Origin of the sequence: Pseudomonas sp. EA_5y_Pfl2_R50 (genome assembly GCF_963970475.1) — a bacterium.
Classification (GTDB): Bacteria; Pseudomonadota; Gammaproteobacteria; order Pseudomonadales; family Pseudomonadaceae; genus Aquipseudomonas.
In genome coordinates this window covers 71208-86729 of sequence record NZ_CAXAPT010000019.1, presented here as the reverse complement: position 1 = coordinate 86729, position 15522 = coordinate 71208, and the positions used below count along the sequence as shown (strand labels likewise).

Genomic DNA, 15522 nt, shown 5'->3' with positions numbered 1-15522 from the left:
TCAACTTGATCGACGACCGCCAATTTAAAGCTCAGCGTGTAATCACGCTGACTGCGCCTTTTTCCTGATTCCATTGGTTCCTCCTGAGGATAGGTCAGAAGGTGTAAACCTTATTCAGGACGGGACAAAGAGTACAAAAAAGGCCCGCATCACTGCGGGCCTTTTGTCTTTTTGCCAATCTGATCAACCGCGACGACGCAAAGCGTCAATGCGTGCTTCCAGCGGCGGGTGGCTCATGAACATGCGGGCAAAGCCCTGTTTGATGCCACCGTTGATGCCAAAGGCGTTCAGGGTGTCCGGCATATGCACCGGCAGGCCTTGTTCGGCGCGCAGGCGCTGCAGGGCGCCGATCATCGCGCTGGTGCCGGCCAGTCGTGCACCGGCTTCGTCGGCGCGGAATTCGCGCTTGCGCGAGAACCACATGACGATCGCACTGGCGAGGATGCCCAGTACCAGTTCGGCGAAGATGGTTGCCACGTAATAGGCGATACCCTGGCCTTCTTCGTTCTTGAAGATCACTTTGTCGACGAAGTTGCCGATGATCCGTGCGAAGAACATTACGAAGGTGTTTACCACGCCCTGAATCAGCGCCAGGGTGACCATGTCACCGTTGGCAACGTGACCGATCTCGTGGGCCAGCACGGCTTTCACTTCGTCCGGCGAGAAACGTTCGAGCAGGCCCTGACTGACCGCGACCAGCGCGTCGTTCTTGTTCCAGCCGGTAGCGAACGCGTTCGCCTCGTAGGCCGGGAAAATGCCGACCTCGGGCATTTTGATACCGGCTTCGCGAGACAGTTGCTCGACGGTTTGCAGCAGCCATTGCTCATGCCGGGTACGTGGCTGGCTGATGATCTGGGTGCCGGTGCTCATCTTCGCCATCCATTTGGAGATGAACAGCGAGAACAGCGAACCGGCGAAACCAAAGACTGCACAGAAAACCAGCAGCTGACTGAGGTCCAGATCAACCCCGTTGGCCGCCATGAACCCGTTGAAGCCGAAAAGGCTCAGGGTGATGCTGGCTATCAGCACGACCGCCAGGTTAGTGGCCAAAAACAGCAGGATGCGCATCATGGTTGTAGAAATCTCCTCAAGCTAAAGATGTAGCGTACTGCGGGGTATATAAGGTGCTGCACCGGGCTATTCAACTGAGTGACTATTTCAAACTGTGTCCTACAGCGGATTCTTTGGCGTTCAGCCCTTTCCCACGACAGATGCCGACATGGACGACAGCCAGCCGCGACCCGTCGCCATTGCTCCGGGCGCGGTTGAACGGTACGAATCGCAAGTGTAGAAGGCGTGTGCAGACGGGGAACGCAGAAGTGTTGCTGAATCAGACAGTGCGCAACGTTCGGGACGTCGCGCACTGCTGGCCAACTACTGGCGGTACGACTTCAGGAAGCTGCCGATGCGGCCGATGGCCATTTCCAGGTCATCGACGCGGGGCAGGGTGACCACACGGAAGTGGTCCGGCCACGGCCAGTTGAACGCCGTACCTTGCACCACCAGGAGCTTTTCGGAGAGCAGCAGGTCGAGGACGAACTTCTCGTCGTTGTGGATCGGGCAGACCTTCGGATCGATTTTCGGGAACGCATAGAGTGCGCCCATCGGCTTGACGCAGCTCACGCCCGGAATGTCGTTGAGCAATTCCCAGGTGCGGTTGCGCTGTTCCAGCAGGCGCCCCTGCGGCAGCACGAGATCATTGATGCTCTGATAACCGCCGAGGGCGGTCTGGATCGCATGCTGGCTCGGCACGTTGGCACACAGACGCATGTTGGCCAGCATGTCGATGCCTTCGATGTAGCTCTGGGCGTTGTGTTTCGGCCCGGAGATGGCAATCCAGCCCGAGCGGAAACCCGCCACGCGGTAGGACTTCGACAGGCCGTTGAACGTCAGACATAGCAGATCCGGCGCCAGGGAGGCCGTGCAGATGTGCACGGCGTCGTCGTACAGGATCTTGTCGTAGATCTCGTCGGAGAAGACCACCAGGTTGTGCGCGCGGGCGATTTCCAGCATGCCCAGCAAGACTTCCTTCGAATACACCGCGCCGGTCGGGTTGTTCGGGTTGATGATCACCATGGCTTTGGTGTTCGGGGTGATCTTGGCCTTGATGTCGGCCAGGTCAGGGAACCAGTCGGCGCCTTCGTCGCACAGGTAATGCACGGCGTTACCACCGGCGAGGCTGACGGCGGCGGTCCACAGCGGATAGTCTGGAGCCGGCACCAGCACTTCGTCGCCGTTGTTGAGCAGCGCCTGCAACGACATCACGATCAGTTCGGAGACGCCGTTACCCAGGTAGATGTCTTCGATGCCGACACCTTCAACATTCTTTTGCTGGTAGTACTGCATCACCGCCTTGCGCGCGCTGAACAGGCCTTTGGAGTCGCTGTAGCCTTGCGCGGTCGGCAGGTTGCGGATCACATCCTGAAGAATTTCGTCCGGCGCCTCGAAACCAAACGGCGCCGGGTTGCCGATGTTCAGCTTGAGGATGCGCTGGCCTTCCTCTTCCAGTCGTTTGGCGTGCTTGAGCACCGGGCCGCGAATGTCGTAGCAGACGTTGGCGAGCTTGTTCGATTTGCTGAACTGCATGGCGATGTGATCCCGAAAATGAACGATCCAGGCGGTCAGTGGACAACCGTGCTGGGATTCCTGCGTTTGCGCACAGGCGGATCATTGAAGCCGTGGCCCCGAGAATCCGTTTGAATGCGCCCGGTCTGGCTGCCAGACTGGTGCGTGACGAGGCGCAATCATACGTGCCGCCCGATCCGTGGAAAAGGTACAGATCGGGCTTTTTCAGCCGCTGAGGTGTGATGATGGAAAAGTTGGAAAAAACCCTGGAAGAATGGAAAGCCATGCTCGATCCGCAGCAGTACGAGGTTTGTCGCCTCAGTGCGACCGAGCGCCCGTTCTCCGGCAAATACAACGCCACCAAAACCGACGGTGTTTACCACTGCGTCTGCTGCGATGAGCCGCTGTTCGATTCCAGAAGCAAATTCGATTCCGGCTGCGGCTGGCCGAGTTTCTATGAGCCGATTGGCGCGAACGCCATGGTCGAAATCAGCGATACCACTCACGGCATGATCCGCACGGAAGTGAAGTGCGCGCGCTGCGATGCCCACTTGGGCCACGTATTCCCGGATGGTCCGCCGCCGACCGGGCGGCGTTACTGCATCAACTCGGTGTGCCTGAATCTGGAACCGCGCGAATAATGCGAGCCTCGGAGCTGCCGAAGGCTGCGAACTTTTGATCTTGATATTAAAAAGACCAAATCAAAAGTGCGCAGCCTTCGACAGCTCCAGAGCATCGATTTGATTTATTAAATTGCACACAATTTAATTGCTCGCTATGTTTGGCCTTTCCCGACGATCCGCGGAGCTTTCCCATGAGCGACAACCTGCTGAGTATCCCGTGCACCACCATCAAGGGTGAGCAAAAGACCCTGGCCGATTTCGCCGGTAAAGCGGTGTTGGTGGTCAATACCGCCAGCAAGTGCGGCTTCACTCCCCAGTACAAGGGGCTTGAAGAGCTGTGGCAGACCTACAAGGATCAAGGCCTGGTGGTGCTGGGGTTTCCGTGCAATCAGTTCGGCAAACAGGAACCGGGCAACGAAGGAGCAATCACCGAGTTCTGTGAGCTGAACTACGGCGTCAGCTTCCCGCTGTTCAAGAAAATCGAGGTCAACGGTGCTGACGCCCATCCGCTGTTCGTGCAATTGAAGAAGCGCGCGCCCGGATTACTCGGCTCTCAGGGCATCAAGTGGAACTTCACCAAGTTCCTGATCGGCAAGGACGGCCAGTTGGTCAAGCGCTTCGCCCCGGCCACCAAGCCGCAGGATTTGACCCGCGAGATCGAAGCCCTGCTCAAATGAAGCGCCTGTCCGTTGATTCGCTGAAGCTCGACAACCAGTTGTGTTTCAAGCTGTATGCCGCGTCACGGGCGGTGATTCGCGCCTACAAGCCGATGCTCGATCAATTGGGCCTGACATACCCGCAATACCTGGCGATGCTGGTGTTGTGGGAGTGGCAGGACAGCGCGCCGGAGCAGCCGACGATCAAGGCCTTGGGCGAGCGTCTGGCGCTGGACTCTGGCACGCTGACGCCGCTGCTCAAGCGTCTGGAGCAGTTGCAACTGGTGCAACGTCAGCGCTCTTCGCGTGATGAGCGTGAAGTGCACCTGAGTCTGACCCCAGCAGGCCTGGCGCTGCGGGAACAGGTCGCGCCGCTCAAGGCCCGTTTGCTGTGTGACAGCGGGGTCGACCTGGATCGACTCAACGATTTGCGCAATGGGCTCGATCACTTGCTGGAGCAGATCAAGACGCTGTCGTAGGCGCAATCCATTGGTCGAGCAGCGCCGCCAATTCTTCCCGGCGAAACGGCTTGGCCAGGTAGTCGCTCATGCCCGCTGCCCGGCAACGTTCGCGTTCTTCGGACATGGCGTTGGCGGTCAGGGCAACAATCGGCAGACTCGGCCAGCGCCCGCTCTGGCGAATCTGCCGGCTGGCCTCGTAACCATCCATGACCGGCATGTTGCAGTCCATCAGCACCAGGTCGAATTCCTGATATTCCAGTTGATCCAGTGCTTCGGCGCCATGAGCGGCGACCACCACATCGCAGCCGAGTTTGCCCAGCATGCCTTTGGCCACCAATTGATTGACCGGATTGTCCTCGACCAGAAGCACTCGCCCGCGTCTCACCGTGGGTGCCGTTTCGAGGCGTGCATCGCTGATGGTGGCGATCTCCGGCTGCAAGGTGCGCCGCAGGTTCTGATAGAGCGCGTTACGTGCCAGCGGCCGGGCCTGTTGTTGCAGAGGGGCGAGGGCGGTCGCCTCTTCACTGGGCAGGAAGCTGCCGTAGGCGGTGACCAGCAGAATCGGCGCGACAAGGGTCGGGCGCAAGCCAAACAGACACTCGGGGCAATCGGTAATGACCACGTCCGGGGTCAAGCCAAGCAGTGAGTCGTCGATGGTGCGTTGCTGGTATTCCAGGCCCCAGACCGGCAACAGCCGCTGCAACAGTTCCGCCAGACCACTGCTGGCCGGGGTGATCGCGAGGACGTTGCCTTGCAAAGGTGCCGGCGCCAGAGCGCGGGTATGACAGGGCAGAGGCAGATCGGCACAGAACTGGCTGCCAAAACCGGTTTCGGAACTGATGCTCAAGCGGCCCTGCATCGCTTCGCAGAGGTTGTAAGTCAATGCCAGCCCGAGGCCGGTGCCGCCAAATTGGCGGGTGATGCCGGCGCCCGCCTGTGTGAACGGCTGGAAGATTTTGACCTGCGCTTCCTGTGCGATGCCGATACCGGTGTCGCAGACTTCGATGCGCACGCCGTCGTCGTGGGCTGACAATCGCACATCGACCCGACCAAAACGGGTGAATTTCAGCGCGTTGGACAACAGGTTGCTGACGATCTGTCGGACCCGGGTCGGATCACCCAGCACCAGCGCGGGAAAATGCGGATCGATCAGGCAGGTCAGCTCGACGCTCGGCGCCGCATTCTGTGACAACAGGTTGGCCGTGTCCTCGATCAACGAGCCGAGGTCGAACGGGATGTGCTCGAGTTCCAGTTGCCCGGCATCGAATTTCGACAGGTCGAGAATGTCGTTGAGCAGCTCCACCAAAACCTTCCCCGAGTCGTGGGCGATTGATAGCTGTTGCTGCTGTTCGGCATTCAGCGGCCCGTCGAGGGACAACGCAATCATCCCCAGCAGGCCATTGAGCGGTGTGCGGATTTCGTGGCTCATGTTGGCGAGAAACGCCGAGCGTGCTTCGGCCATTTCCAATGCCGTGCTGCGCGCCACTTCCAGCTCCTGATTGGACTGGCTGAGCCGGGTGTTGATGGCTTTCAGTTCCGCTGTGCGGGCCGAGACGATGTTTTCCAGTTGACCAAGGTAATCGGTGAGGCGGTTTTCCGCATTGCGCCGTTGCTGGATCTCGGTGGCGATGTTCTCGAATTGCTGATTGGCGACCTTGACCAGTACGCCGATCTCGTCGTTGCCGTGCCCGCTCGGACATTCGAGCGTGGTCGGTTCGGCGCTGCGTGGATCACGGCTGCTGAGCTCGCGGATAACCCGCACCAACGGTTTGGTCAGCATCACGTAGAACAGCGCCAGCAATAGACCGGTTAGGATCAGACTGCGGGCGAAGCCGTTGAGCAACGTCACTTCCGCGCGGCGCAGGAAGCGGCTGCCGAACGCGTAGGTGTCGACCTCAAGGCTCAGGACACCGAGGGATTCATTGGGCAGGTGGTCGAGATAGAGGCGGTCTTCGAACTGGCGCTTGGCGCCGAACAGGAAGTCGCTGATCACCCGGTAGCCGCTTTGCAATTCCGGGCGCTTGACGCTGGCCAGCACGGTATTGTTGTTGTCGATCAGTTGCGCGGAAATGATCGCGGGTGATTGCAGCAGGCCGAGGGTGAGTTCCTGGGCCAGTTCGGCGTCGATGTTGTAGGCGATGCGTGAGGCCGGATTGTGGCTGATTTCCAGCAGAGACAGGATTTCACGGTTGATGGAGGCGTCTTCACTGGCATAATCGATACCGATTTGCACCAGGCTGAGCAGCGTGCCCAGAATGAACCCGACCAGCACGGTAAGCCTGGCTTGCTTGTAAGACAGCCGGTGGGTGAATTTGATATCCATGGGGTGTTGAACCACTTCCGTTTCCCTTCGCTGCTCAAGCATAGTCGATCATGTATGGATACTGAGGTTCCCGAATCGCCTTGTAACAACGGCGCAGCGGCGGATCGAGATCCGCGTGACGTCGCTGGATCGCCATCATCACTGTGAACGTACCCGAGGAGAAGACGTGGATTCCCGATTGAATGCTTTTCTTGAACGCGCCGAGTCGGTTCTGGCGCGGATCGAGCCGTTGCTGCCGGCGCTGCGTCCGGTTATCGACTGGAACACCTGTCTCGCCGCCCGCTGGCAGCGTGACGGCCGCAGCGGCTTCCTGCTGCCGCTGGAAGTCAGCCTCGACATGCGCCTGTCCGATCTGATCGGTGTCGACCGGCAACTGGAGCAACTGGGCCGCAACACTCAGCAATTCCTCGACGGCATGCCGGCCAACCATGCGTTGCTGTGGGGGTCGCGCGGCACCGGTAAATCTTCGCTGGTGCGCGCGCTGCTCGCCGAACACGCCAAGGCAGGCCTGCGCCTGATCGAGATTGAGCGCGATCATCTGGCCGATCTGCCGCGGGTGGTCGAACAGATTGCCAAACTGCCGCAGCGTTTCGTGCTGTTCTGCGATGACCTGTCGTTCGAGTCCGGCGAAGGCGATTACCGGGTGCTGAAAAGCGTCCTCGACGGCTCGCTCGAACAGGCGCCGGACAACGTTTTGCTGTACGCCACTTCCAACCGTCGCCACTTGGTGCCGGAGAAGGAAAGCGATAACGAAAACTGGAAGCGCGTCGACGGCGAACTGCACCCCAGCGAAGCGGTGGAAGACAAGATTGCGCTGTCGGATCGCTTCGGTTTGTGGCTGTCGTTTTATCCGTTTACCCAAGAACATTTCCTGAATGTTGTCGAACACTGGATCGACCAGTTGGCCGCCAAGGCCGGTCTGGTCTGGCAGCGCGACGAAGCCCTGGACATCCTCGCCGTGCGCTGGGCCACCGGCCGCGGCAATCGCAACGGACGTTGCGCGTACCAATTCGCCCGATACTGGGTGGGACTGAAATTGTTGGAGCACAAGGCATGATTGATCTGCAACAAAGTGGCCAGGGCCTCGAAGGCTATGGCCTGTTGGCCGCCCAACTGGAATCGCTGCTGGCGGACGAACGCGATTTCATCGCCAACGCCGCGCAGTTTTCGGCGTTCCTGTTCAACCAGCTCGATGATCTGAACTGGGCCGGCTTCTATCTCAATCGCAATGAAGAACTGGTGCTCGGTCCGTTCCAGGGGCAGATCGCCTGCGTGCGTATTCCGTTTGGGCGCGGTGTCTGTGGCGCCGCCGCCGCGACGCTGCAAACTCAGCGGGTTGAAGACGTTCATGCGTTCCCCGGGCATATCGCCTGCGACAGCGCGTCGAACAGTGAGTTGGTCGTGCCGCTGGTCAAGGACGGTCGCCTCATCGGTGTGCTGGATCTCGATAGCCCGAAACTGTCGCGTTTCGGCGCGGACGATCAGGCCGGCATCGAACAATTGGCGTCGATTTTCCTGCGTCTGACTGACTGCTGATCATTCGGTGAGGCCGGCCTTGTGCAAGAGGCCGGTCGAATCCACGGCGTCGATTTGCCGGGGATCGAGAAAGCGCGTGGCGTATTGCATGTACACGCCTTCATTGATGAACAGGCCGAACAACTGCGCATCAATGTGGGCCTCCCGACACATGGTGGCCATGATACCCAATGCTTCGCTCAGGGACTTGGCCTTCTTGTACGGGCGATCAGCCGCCGTCAGTGCTTCGAAGATATCGGCAATCGCCATCATCCGTGCCGGCAGGCTCATGTCTTCGCGCTTGAGGCGTTTTGGATAGCCGGTGCCGTCCATTTTTTCATGATGACCGCCGGCGATTTCCGCGATGCTGTCGAGGTGGCCCGGGAAGGGCAGGTGGCTGAGCATCATGATGGTTTGCACCATGTGATGATTGATGATGTAGCGCTCTTCGCGGGTCAATGTGCCACGGCTGATGCTCAGGTTGTACAGCTCGCCACGATTGTATTTGTAGCGCGGCACATCGAGCTTGAAACCCCAAGGATTGTCTTCGGGGATCAGCTCGTTCTGGTCACGTTCCAGCAAGTGCTCGGGCTTGTCCGCCAGCAGTGATTCACTGACCGGCAGGCTGGGCGCAGGCGTGCGCGCCTGACGGCGGTTTTCTTCCCATGACACGCCCAAACGGTCATCCAGTGTGCGCAGCCACTGACGTTGAGCAACCTTGTCGAGGCGTTGCAAATCTGCTTCGGCCATCGCTTCGCCGCCCAGATTGCAGCGGGCGACAAACGCAAAGTCGGCATCCAGCGCGGCCAGCGTGGCGTCGCGTGCATCGCGCAATTGCGCTTCATCACCGCCCTTGGCCAGAGCCTGCCAGTAATCGATCCAGGCATCGCGTTTGAGCACTTCGAAACGGGTGCGGATTTCGTGAATGCGGTCGTTGATGGTTTCCAGTTTGGTGGCTTTGTCGACCACGTATTCGGGCGTGGTGACCTTGCCGCAATCGTGCAGCCACGCAGCAATGTGCAAGGCTTCCCACTCGTCTTCACTCGGCTGATAGCTCTGGAAGGCCGGCGCCTGACTGGCGGCGGCAGCCTGGGCAAGCATCAGCGTCAGTTCCGGCACGCGCTGACAGTGGCCACCGGTGTACGGGCTCTTGGCATCGATGGCCCCGGCGAGTAACTGAATGAAGGCGTCGAGAAGCTGCTTCTGTCGGGCTTGCAGGCGCTGGCTCTCGATGCTCACGGCGGCGGCGCCAGACACCGCTTGCAGGAAGGCTATGCGGTCAGGGCGCAGCTTTTCCAGATCCGCAGGGGTGCCGCTGTCGTTTACCAGCAGAATCAGCAGGCCGATGGTTTCGTTGTGGCGGTTGCGCAGGCGGATGCCGATCAGATGCACTCGCGGTGCGCTCATGGCGAGCAGGACATTTTGCAGGTCCCGGGCCTGTTCGAAACCGAGGTTGCTCACCACGTTGTCGCTGTGAATCAGTTGCTCAAACCATTCTGGCGCCTGGCTCGATTGCAGTTCATGCCCCTGGATGTCGAACGCGTCCAACGCTTGTGATGCACCCTCTATGACCAACCCGTAAGGCTCCATCCGGTTGCCATCGCTTTCGCGCAGGTAAATCAGGCCCGCCTGGGCCTGGGCGATCTGGACCGTTTCGAACAGCACCCGTTGCAGCAGTGGTGCAAACCGGGTTTCAGCGCACAGGCTGTCGGTGATACGGAAAAAACTCGCCAGCGTGTCCTTCATGCGCGCCATTGACAGGCTTAACTGGTCGACTTCCAGCACGGGAGAGCGCCGGCTCACCGGAAAATTGAAATCAAAGCTGCGGATGGCATCGGCTTCTCTGACCAGTGCGTGCAACGGTTTGACCAGCGTGCGCGAGATCAGCCAGCCCAAGGGCAGGCACAACAGCAAGGTGGCCAGAGTGATCAATGCGCCTTGCCAGCGCATGCGATAGGCGTCGACCAGCAGTTCATCTTCCGGCACGAGCAGGGCCATCTGCAATCCTTTTGGCCCGCCTTCCTGCAAGCTGCTGCGGGCGACGATCCACTGGCGCCCGTCGACCTCGATGCGATTGCCCTGACGGTCGCTGGATAGCAACGCGTGCAGACTCGGGCTCAAGTCGGCAGCCTTGGCCAGGCGTGCGGTGCGATCATCGACGATCAGACGCGTGCTGTCCGGATAGGCCACGGCATTGCCGTCGGCATCGAACAGAACGATTTCGGTCGCTGGCGTTACCACGTGTTTCAACAGCGTTGCCGAGAGTGCGGCCAGGGTCAGGTCGGCGCCTATGACCGTCGTTTCGCCGCTGCGTCGCGCCAGGGTGGTGCCGACATTGTGGGTGGAGAAAAACACATAGGGTTCGGTGGTGATCTGGTCGCCGCTCTCCCTTGCGCTGCTGTACCAGCTGCGGTTGCGTGGATCGTAACTGTCATCGGGATTGTCCGAACGGGCGATAAGTGTCAACGCCTGATCGAAAAACAGTGACTGCGAGAGCCTGTTGCCATTGCTGTCGTGCTCGATGCTCCAGATCTGATAGCTCGCGGCTTGTGGCGCCTTGAGCTGGGTTTTCAGGTTGTCACTGCGCAAGGCTCGGACCATGAAAAAATCGCCATTGCCGTAGCCGAGGTACAGCGAGGCGAGATCGCTGTTGTTCTTCAGCGATTGACTAAAGGGTTTGAGCAAGGGCAGCCGCTGTTGCAGGTTCGAGGCCTGAGCGGCGGGGTTGTCGGCCAGCAGGCTCAACAAGTGACGGATCGGTTCATAGGTGGCATGCAAGTCCAGACGCACATCCTGTTCGATCCGATTGAACAGGTGCTCGCTGCTCGACAGAATGATCCGGGTGGTCTGGCTATAGTTGAACAGTCCCAGCACTACGGCGGTCAGCAACATCAGAAAGGTGAACATCACGCTGATATGCACGTGCAGGGGGAATCGACGTTGATTCGTGCGCAGTGGGCTGGGCATTGCTGACTCTCCATGGGGGAAAACACACTGCTCAGCGTCCAAGCATAGTTAAGGCTCGGACATTTTGCTTTTTCGCGTTTGTTCCAGTTGTTGCTGCAAGGCTTGCTCGAGTTCAACCATGGCCGCATCGGTGGCTGCGCTGGATTGAGCGATGGCAGCCGTGGACGCCGCTTGCGTGCAGGCGCGTTCCAGTGCATCGCAGCAGGCGATCAGGCGGGTGGCCTGAGCTATCCGCGCCGCGCCCTTGATCTTGTGCGCCGTCACGCTCAGCGCCTCGCGATCGGTTTGCGGTGACAGCGCGAGCAGTTCCTGACGGTCCGCCCGGCTGCTGTTGAGCAACTCCGCGAGCAGGCGCCGGATCTGCACAGGGTTGTCCCCCGTGAGCTGGGTCAGTCCCTCAAGGTTGAATATCGGCGTCGCAGACGCCGGTTTCAGCTCGTTGACCCATTGGCTCAAGGCACTCAGGCTCAACGGCTTGAACAGGCAATCGTTCATGCCGGCCTGCTTGCAGCGCTGGATTTCCTCGGGTTGGGCATTGGCAGTGAAGCCAAGGATGGTGCACGGCGTTCGCCCTGACAGTTGCTCCTGACGGCGAATCGCACGGGTCAGTTCATAGCCGTTCATCACGGGCATGTTGCAGTCGGCGATCACCAGGTCGAATTCGCCCGTTTGCCATTTTTCCAGGCCGCTGCGACCCTCTTCAGCAAGGCTGAAGCGGTGACCGAGAAACTCCAGTTGCTGGCACATCAGTAGGCGGTTGGCCGGGTGGTCATCAACCACCAGTATGTCCAGCGGTGCAACGGCCACGCGAATCGGCGGTTCACGCCGTGCGGTGCTGACTTCACTTGGCAGCGTTTGCAATGGCATGGACAGACAGACCTGGGTGCCGATGCCGGGCTGACTGCTCAACTGCAACTGGCCCCCCATCATTTCGCAGAGGCTGCGGCTGATGAAGAGCCCCAGGCCTGCGCCGCCGCGCGTGTGCTCATGGACGTTGTCGGCCTGGGCGAAAGGCTCGAATAATCGCTGTTGATCCTCGGCGCTGATGCCGACGCCGGTATCCTGAATCGTCAACTGGATCAATGAAGGCTCTGCGGGGCCGCCAGGAATGACATCCAGATTGATTCGCACCCGGCCGTGCTCGGTGAATTTGATGGCATTGCTGATCAGGTTCGACAGGACCTGTTTGAAGCGCAGCGGGTCCAGTTGCACGTCTACGTCCAGCTCGGGAGGATTGACGGTCAGGGTCAGCGGCAGGTTTTTTTGCCGGGCCAGGCCATCGAAAATCCTCGTCACCGACGCCACCGTTTCAACCAGATTGACGCGCTCCGGACTCAAGCTCAGGCGACCGGATTCGATACGGGCGATATCAAGGATGTCACCGATCAGTCCGAGCAGATCCTTGGCCGAGTGGTAGGCGGTTTCGATGGACGAGCGGTCCGGATGTTGCTGATTCATGCGCTTGAGCGTCAGCTCGAGCATGCCGATCACCGCATTCATCGGGGTGCGGATTTCATGGCTCATGGTCGCCAGAAAGGTACTTTTGGCGCGGTTGGCTTCATCCGCCTGTTCCTTGGCCATGCGCAAGTCATCGAACAGTTGGCGGCGCTCGCTGATGTCGATCCACCCGCCAATGATGCCTTGCACCTCACCGCTGGAGTCGCGGTAGGGCAGTATCCAGTGATAGATCGTCAGGCGCCGGTTGCCGATGTGCAACGGGCGGTCGAGCACCAGTGGTGTGCCTTCGGCCACCACGCGCTGGTAATCCGCTTGATAGGCCTGCGCTTCGAAAGCGTTGCTGAGTGTCCCCTGCATGACACTTTTGCCGATCACGTCTTCGCGTTTGGCATTGAAGGCTTCGAGGTAGCTGTCGTTGCAACTTTGCAGCAGCCCCCGGCAATCTCGCACGTAAATGGGGTGCGGGGTGCCGTTGACCAGTGAGCGCATGAATTCGTACTGGTCGTTCAGCGCTCGCTCGGCGAGTTTGCGTTGCTTGATCTGGCGACGCATGTAGGCGTTCCAGAGCAACGACAGCAACAGCAGCAGGCACGCTGCGAAAATCACCTGGTAAAACAGTCGCTGATAATGCTGCCAGTTACTCTGTGCAGCGTTGGAGAACCCGCGCCAGCGGCTGTTGATGACTCCCAGCTCTTCGGGGGTGATGCTTAGCAATGCCTTGTCGAGGATTGATCCAAGCTCGCGGTTGTCGCGCGCGAGGGCCAGGGAAAAAGCTGCCTGATGAGTGCCGATGGTGGTAGTGACCTGTAGCGGACGCTCGAAGATTTTCGACGAAATCATGTAGTTGGCAATTACCAGCGAACTGACGGCGCCGTCTGCCTTGCCCTCGGCGAGCAGGGTCGCGGCACTGAAGGTGTCCGGGGTTTCAATGATGTGTATGTAGGGAAACTGGCGGCGCAGGTATTCGGTCAGAGGGCTGCCCTGGGCAATCGCCAGGTATTTATCTTTCAGTTGCGTCAGGTGGGAAGGACTGTCGGCCGATTTGCGCGTCAGCAATACATAGGAGTTTTCCAGATAGGGACGGCTGAATTGCAGGCTTTTCTCACGCTGGGGACTGGGCAACAGCGCGGCGATCAGATCAGCCCTGTGCTGATTGACCTGGTCGATCATGTCGTCGTCACTGCGACTGCGGTGAATCTCGAAGCGCAACCCGGTGCGCAGGCGCAGCAGTTCGAGCAGGTCTGCGGTAATGCCGCGAAAATTGCCATCGCCATCGAAGAATGTCAGGGGCGCGAAGGTGTCATTCACCACCACGCGAATGACCGGGTGCCGGTTCAGCCATTCTTCTTCGTTACGGGTCAATTGCAGCTTCTGGTCGGTCAGCAGGATGTCGCTGCCGGCGCTCCAGCGCTTGGCGATACTGTCGCGCTCATTGCGCGGAACGGCGTCGAGTACGCTGTTGATGATGTCGAGCAGTTGCCGGTTGCCGGCGTGCACGGCAAAACTGAAACCATGGGCCTCCTGCTTGCCGAAGTTGGCCATGCGGATGTTGTTCAGGTAGCCCTTGTTGATCATGTAATGGGTGGAAATGGTATCGCCTAGAAATACGTCAGCCTGACCGAATGCGACAGCGTTGATTGCATTCTGATAGGACGGGTAGGACGTCAGGATGGCTTCGGGGTACAGGGCTTTGACTTCATCCTGCGGCAAATAGTGATAGACCATGCTCAGGCGCAATCCCGCCAGGCCTTCGGTGAGCGAGCGCGTTTCGTCTTCGCGGGTGACCAGCACCGGCTGATCGATGGCGTAGGGCCGGGACAGCAACACGTTGGGGTTGCTGGCTTCGAAGCCGTTGGCGGTGCCGAGCATGTCTACCTCGCCAGCCACCAGAGCGCGTAACGCTGCATCCCGGGTGGAAAACCGCTCGATGCGGATTGGCAACCCGGTAGCCTGCCCCAGAAACCCGGCATAGTCAGCTGTGAAGCCTTCGTAGTCACGACCGCTGACGGTCATGTCGAACGGTGGATAATCCGGTGCGGAAATGCCCAGCTTCAGTTCCTGTCGACCCTGCAACCATTGGCGTTGCGAGGCTTCCAGATGCAGGGGCATGGATTCGTAAGTCGACCGGCTGCGCAGGACGTAGTGGTCCGGGTCAAGGAGGGAAGCCATTACTTGCGAACTGAGGCATAAACCTGCAATCAATCCGGCGAGATAGAAACAACGAATGGGCATGCGGGCTCTCACACTAGCGCGTTACGTTTGGCCATCTCGATAAGTTCTACCAGGGACTTGGCTTTGAGTTTCTGCATCAGGCGTTTCTTGTAAGTGCTGACTGTCTTGTTGCTGAGGAACATGCCTTTGGCAATTTCCTTGTTGGTGCGACCTTGAGCAAATAACTGCAATACCATAAGTTCGCGGTCATTCACGGATTTGAAAAGTTCCAGTTCGGCGTAACGTATATCGTCACTGCGTACCGGATTAAGTGCCTGGCTGGGAAAGTAATTGTAACCGGACAGTACGGCCTTGATGGCGCTGACCAGTTCACTCAGGTCCTCTTCCTTGCAGACATATCCGGATGCACCGGACTGCATGCAGCGAATGCCAAAAAGCGTAGGGCATTGTGCGGTCAGTACCAGGGTTTTCAGCGGCGTGCTCATGGCGTTGAAGCGGGCGAGAACCTCCAGTCCGTCGAGCTTGGGGATGCTGATGTCGAGAATCACCAGGTCGGGCATGCATTCGCGGACCATCTGCATGGCATCGACCCCATTATCGGTTTCGCCGACGACCTTGTAGCCTTCGTGCTCAAGCAGCATGCGAACGGCAAGCCGGATGACGGGGTGATCATCGACAATAAAAACGGAGTTCATAATCAAATCCCATACGTGCGCGAATAAAGCGCGCACATTAGCTCAGATGAATGAACGACCGCATGAACTGAGATGCCCCTAACAGCG

General features: G+C 59.2%; 11 protein-coding genes. 5 read left to right on the top strand and 6 right to left on the bottom strand.

Going from position 1 to position 15522, the window contains the following annotated elements:
* Positions 1–183 precede the first annotated feature (183 nt).
* Entirely contained in the window at positions 184–1071 is an 888-nt protein-coding gene (gene htpX, locus AACY19_RS25170) for a protease HtpX (RefSeq protein WP_122591957.1), read from the bottom strand.
* Positions 1072–1374: 303 nt separating this feature from the next.
* Positions 1375–2586 carry a pyridoxal phosphate-dependent aminotransferase gene (locus AACY19_RS25165; protein WP_339454267.1) on the bottom strand — a complete coding sequence of 404 codons (1212 nt, stop codon included), beginning with the start codon at positions 2584–2586 and terminating at the stop codon, positions 1375–1377.
* A 224-nt stretch (positions 2587–2810) separates the two neighbouring features.
* Between AACY19_RS25165 and msrB the strand changes: the two genes are divergently transcribed.
* The 3 genes from msrB (at position 2811) to AACY19_RS25150 (ending at position 4323) form a co-directional block, all read left to right on the top strand.
* Entirely contained in the window at positions 2811–3206 is a 396-nt protein-coding gene (gene msrB / locus AACY19_RS25160) for a peptide-methionine (R)-S-oxide reductase MsrB (protein ID WP_339454266.1), read from the top strand.
* A 173-nt stretch (positions 3207–3379) separates the two neighbouring features.
* Positions 3380–3865, top strand: a complete 486-nt coding sequence (locus tag AACY19_RS25155; RefSeq protein ID WP_339454265.1) for a glutathione peroxidase — start codon at positions 3380–3382, stop codon at positions 3863–3865.
* Complete coding sequence (locus tag AACY19_RS25150) at positions 3862–4323, top strand: MarR family winged helix-turn-helix transcriptional regulator (RefSeq protein WP_339454264.1); 462 nt, start codon at positions 3862–3864, stop codon at positions 4321–4323. Before AACY19_RS25155 ends, AACY19_RS25150 begins: the two co-directional genes overlap by 4 nt.
* On the opposite strand, the gene AACY19_RS25145 is transcribed toward AACY19_RS25150, so the two are convergent.
* Positions 4307–6628: a hybrid sensor histidine kinase/response regulator gene (locus tag AACY19_RS25145; protein WP_339454263.1), complete on the bottom strand. Its 2322-nt coding sequence runs from the start codon at positions 6626–6628 to the stop codon at positions 4307–4309. The two genes, AACY19_RS25150 and AACY19_RS25145, sit on opposite strands and share 17 nt — an antisense overlap.
* 166 nt (positions 6629–6794) lie before the next feature.
* Between AACY19_RS25145 and AACY19_RS25140 the strand changes: the two genes are divergently transcribed.
* Together AACY19_RS25140 and AACY19_RS25135 are read left to right on the top strand one after the other, a co-directional pair.
* Entirely contained in the window at positions 6795–7685 is an 891-nt protein-coding gene (locus AACY19_RS25140) for an ATP-binding protein (RefSeq protein WP_339454262.1), read from the top strand.
* Positions 7682–8164: a GAF domain-containing protein gene (locus AACY19_RS25135; protein ID WP_339454261.1), complete on the top strand. Its 483-nt coding sequence runs from the start codon at positions 7682–7684 to the stop codon at positions 8162–8164. Before AACY19_RS25140 ends, AACY19_RS25135 begins: the two co-directional genes overlap by 4 nt.
* Here AACY19_RS25135 and AACY19_RS25130 read toward each other — a convergent pair whose 3' ends face one another.
* From AACY19_RS25130 to AACY19_RS25120, 3 genes are read right to left on the bottom strand one after another with little or no spacing between them, the layout of a single operon-like run.
* Positions 8165–11110, bottom strand: coding sequence for an HD domain-containing phosphohydrolase (locus AACY19_RS25130; RefSeq protein WP_339454260.1), 2946 nt, complete (start codon positions 11108–11110; stop codon positions 8165–8167).
* Between the two features lie 48 nt (positions 11111–11158).
* Positions 11159–14800, bottom strand: a complete 3642-nt coding sequence (locus tag AACY19_RS25125) for a transporter substrate-binding domain-containing protein (protein ID WP_339454259.1) — start codon at positions 14798–14800, stop codon at positions 11159–11161.
* A gap of 8 nt (positions 14801–14808) precedes the next feature.
* Positions 14809–15435, bottom strand: coding sequence for a response regulator transcription factor (locus AACY19_RS25120; protein ID WP_064391377.1), 627 nt, complete (start codon positions 15433–15435; stop codon positions 14809–14811).
* Between the last annotated feature and the right edge of the window lie 87 nt (positions 15436–15522).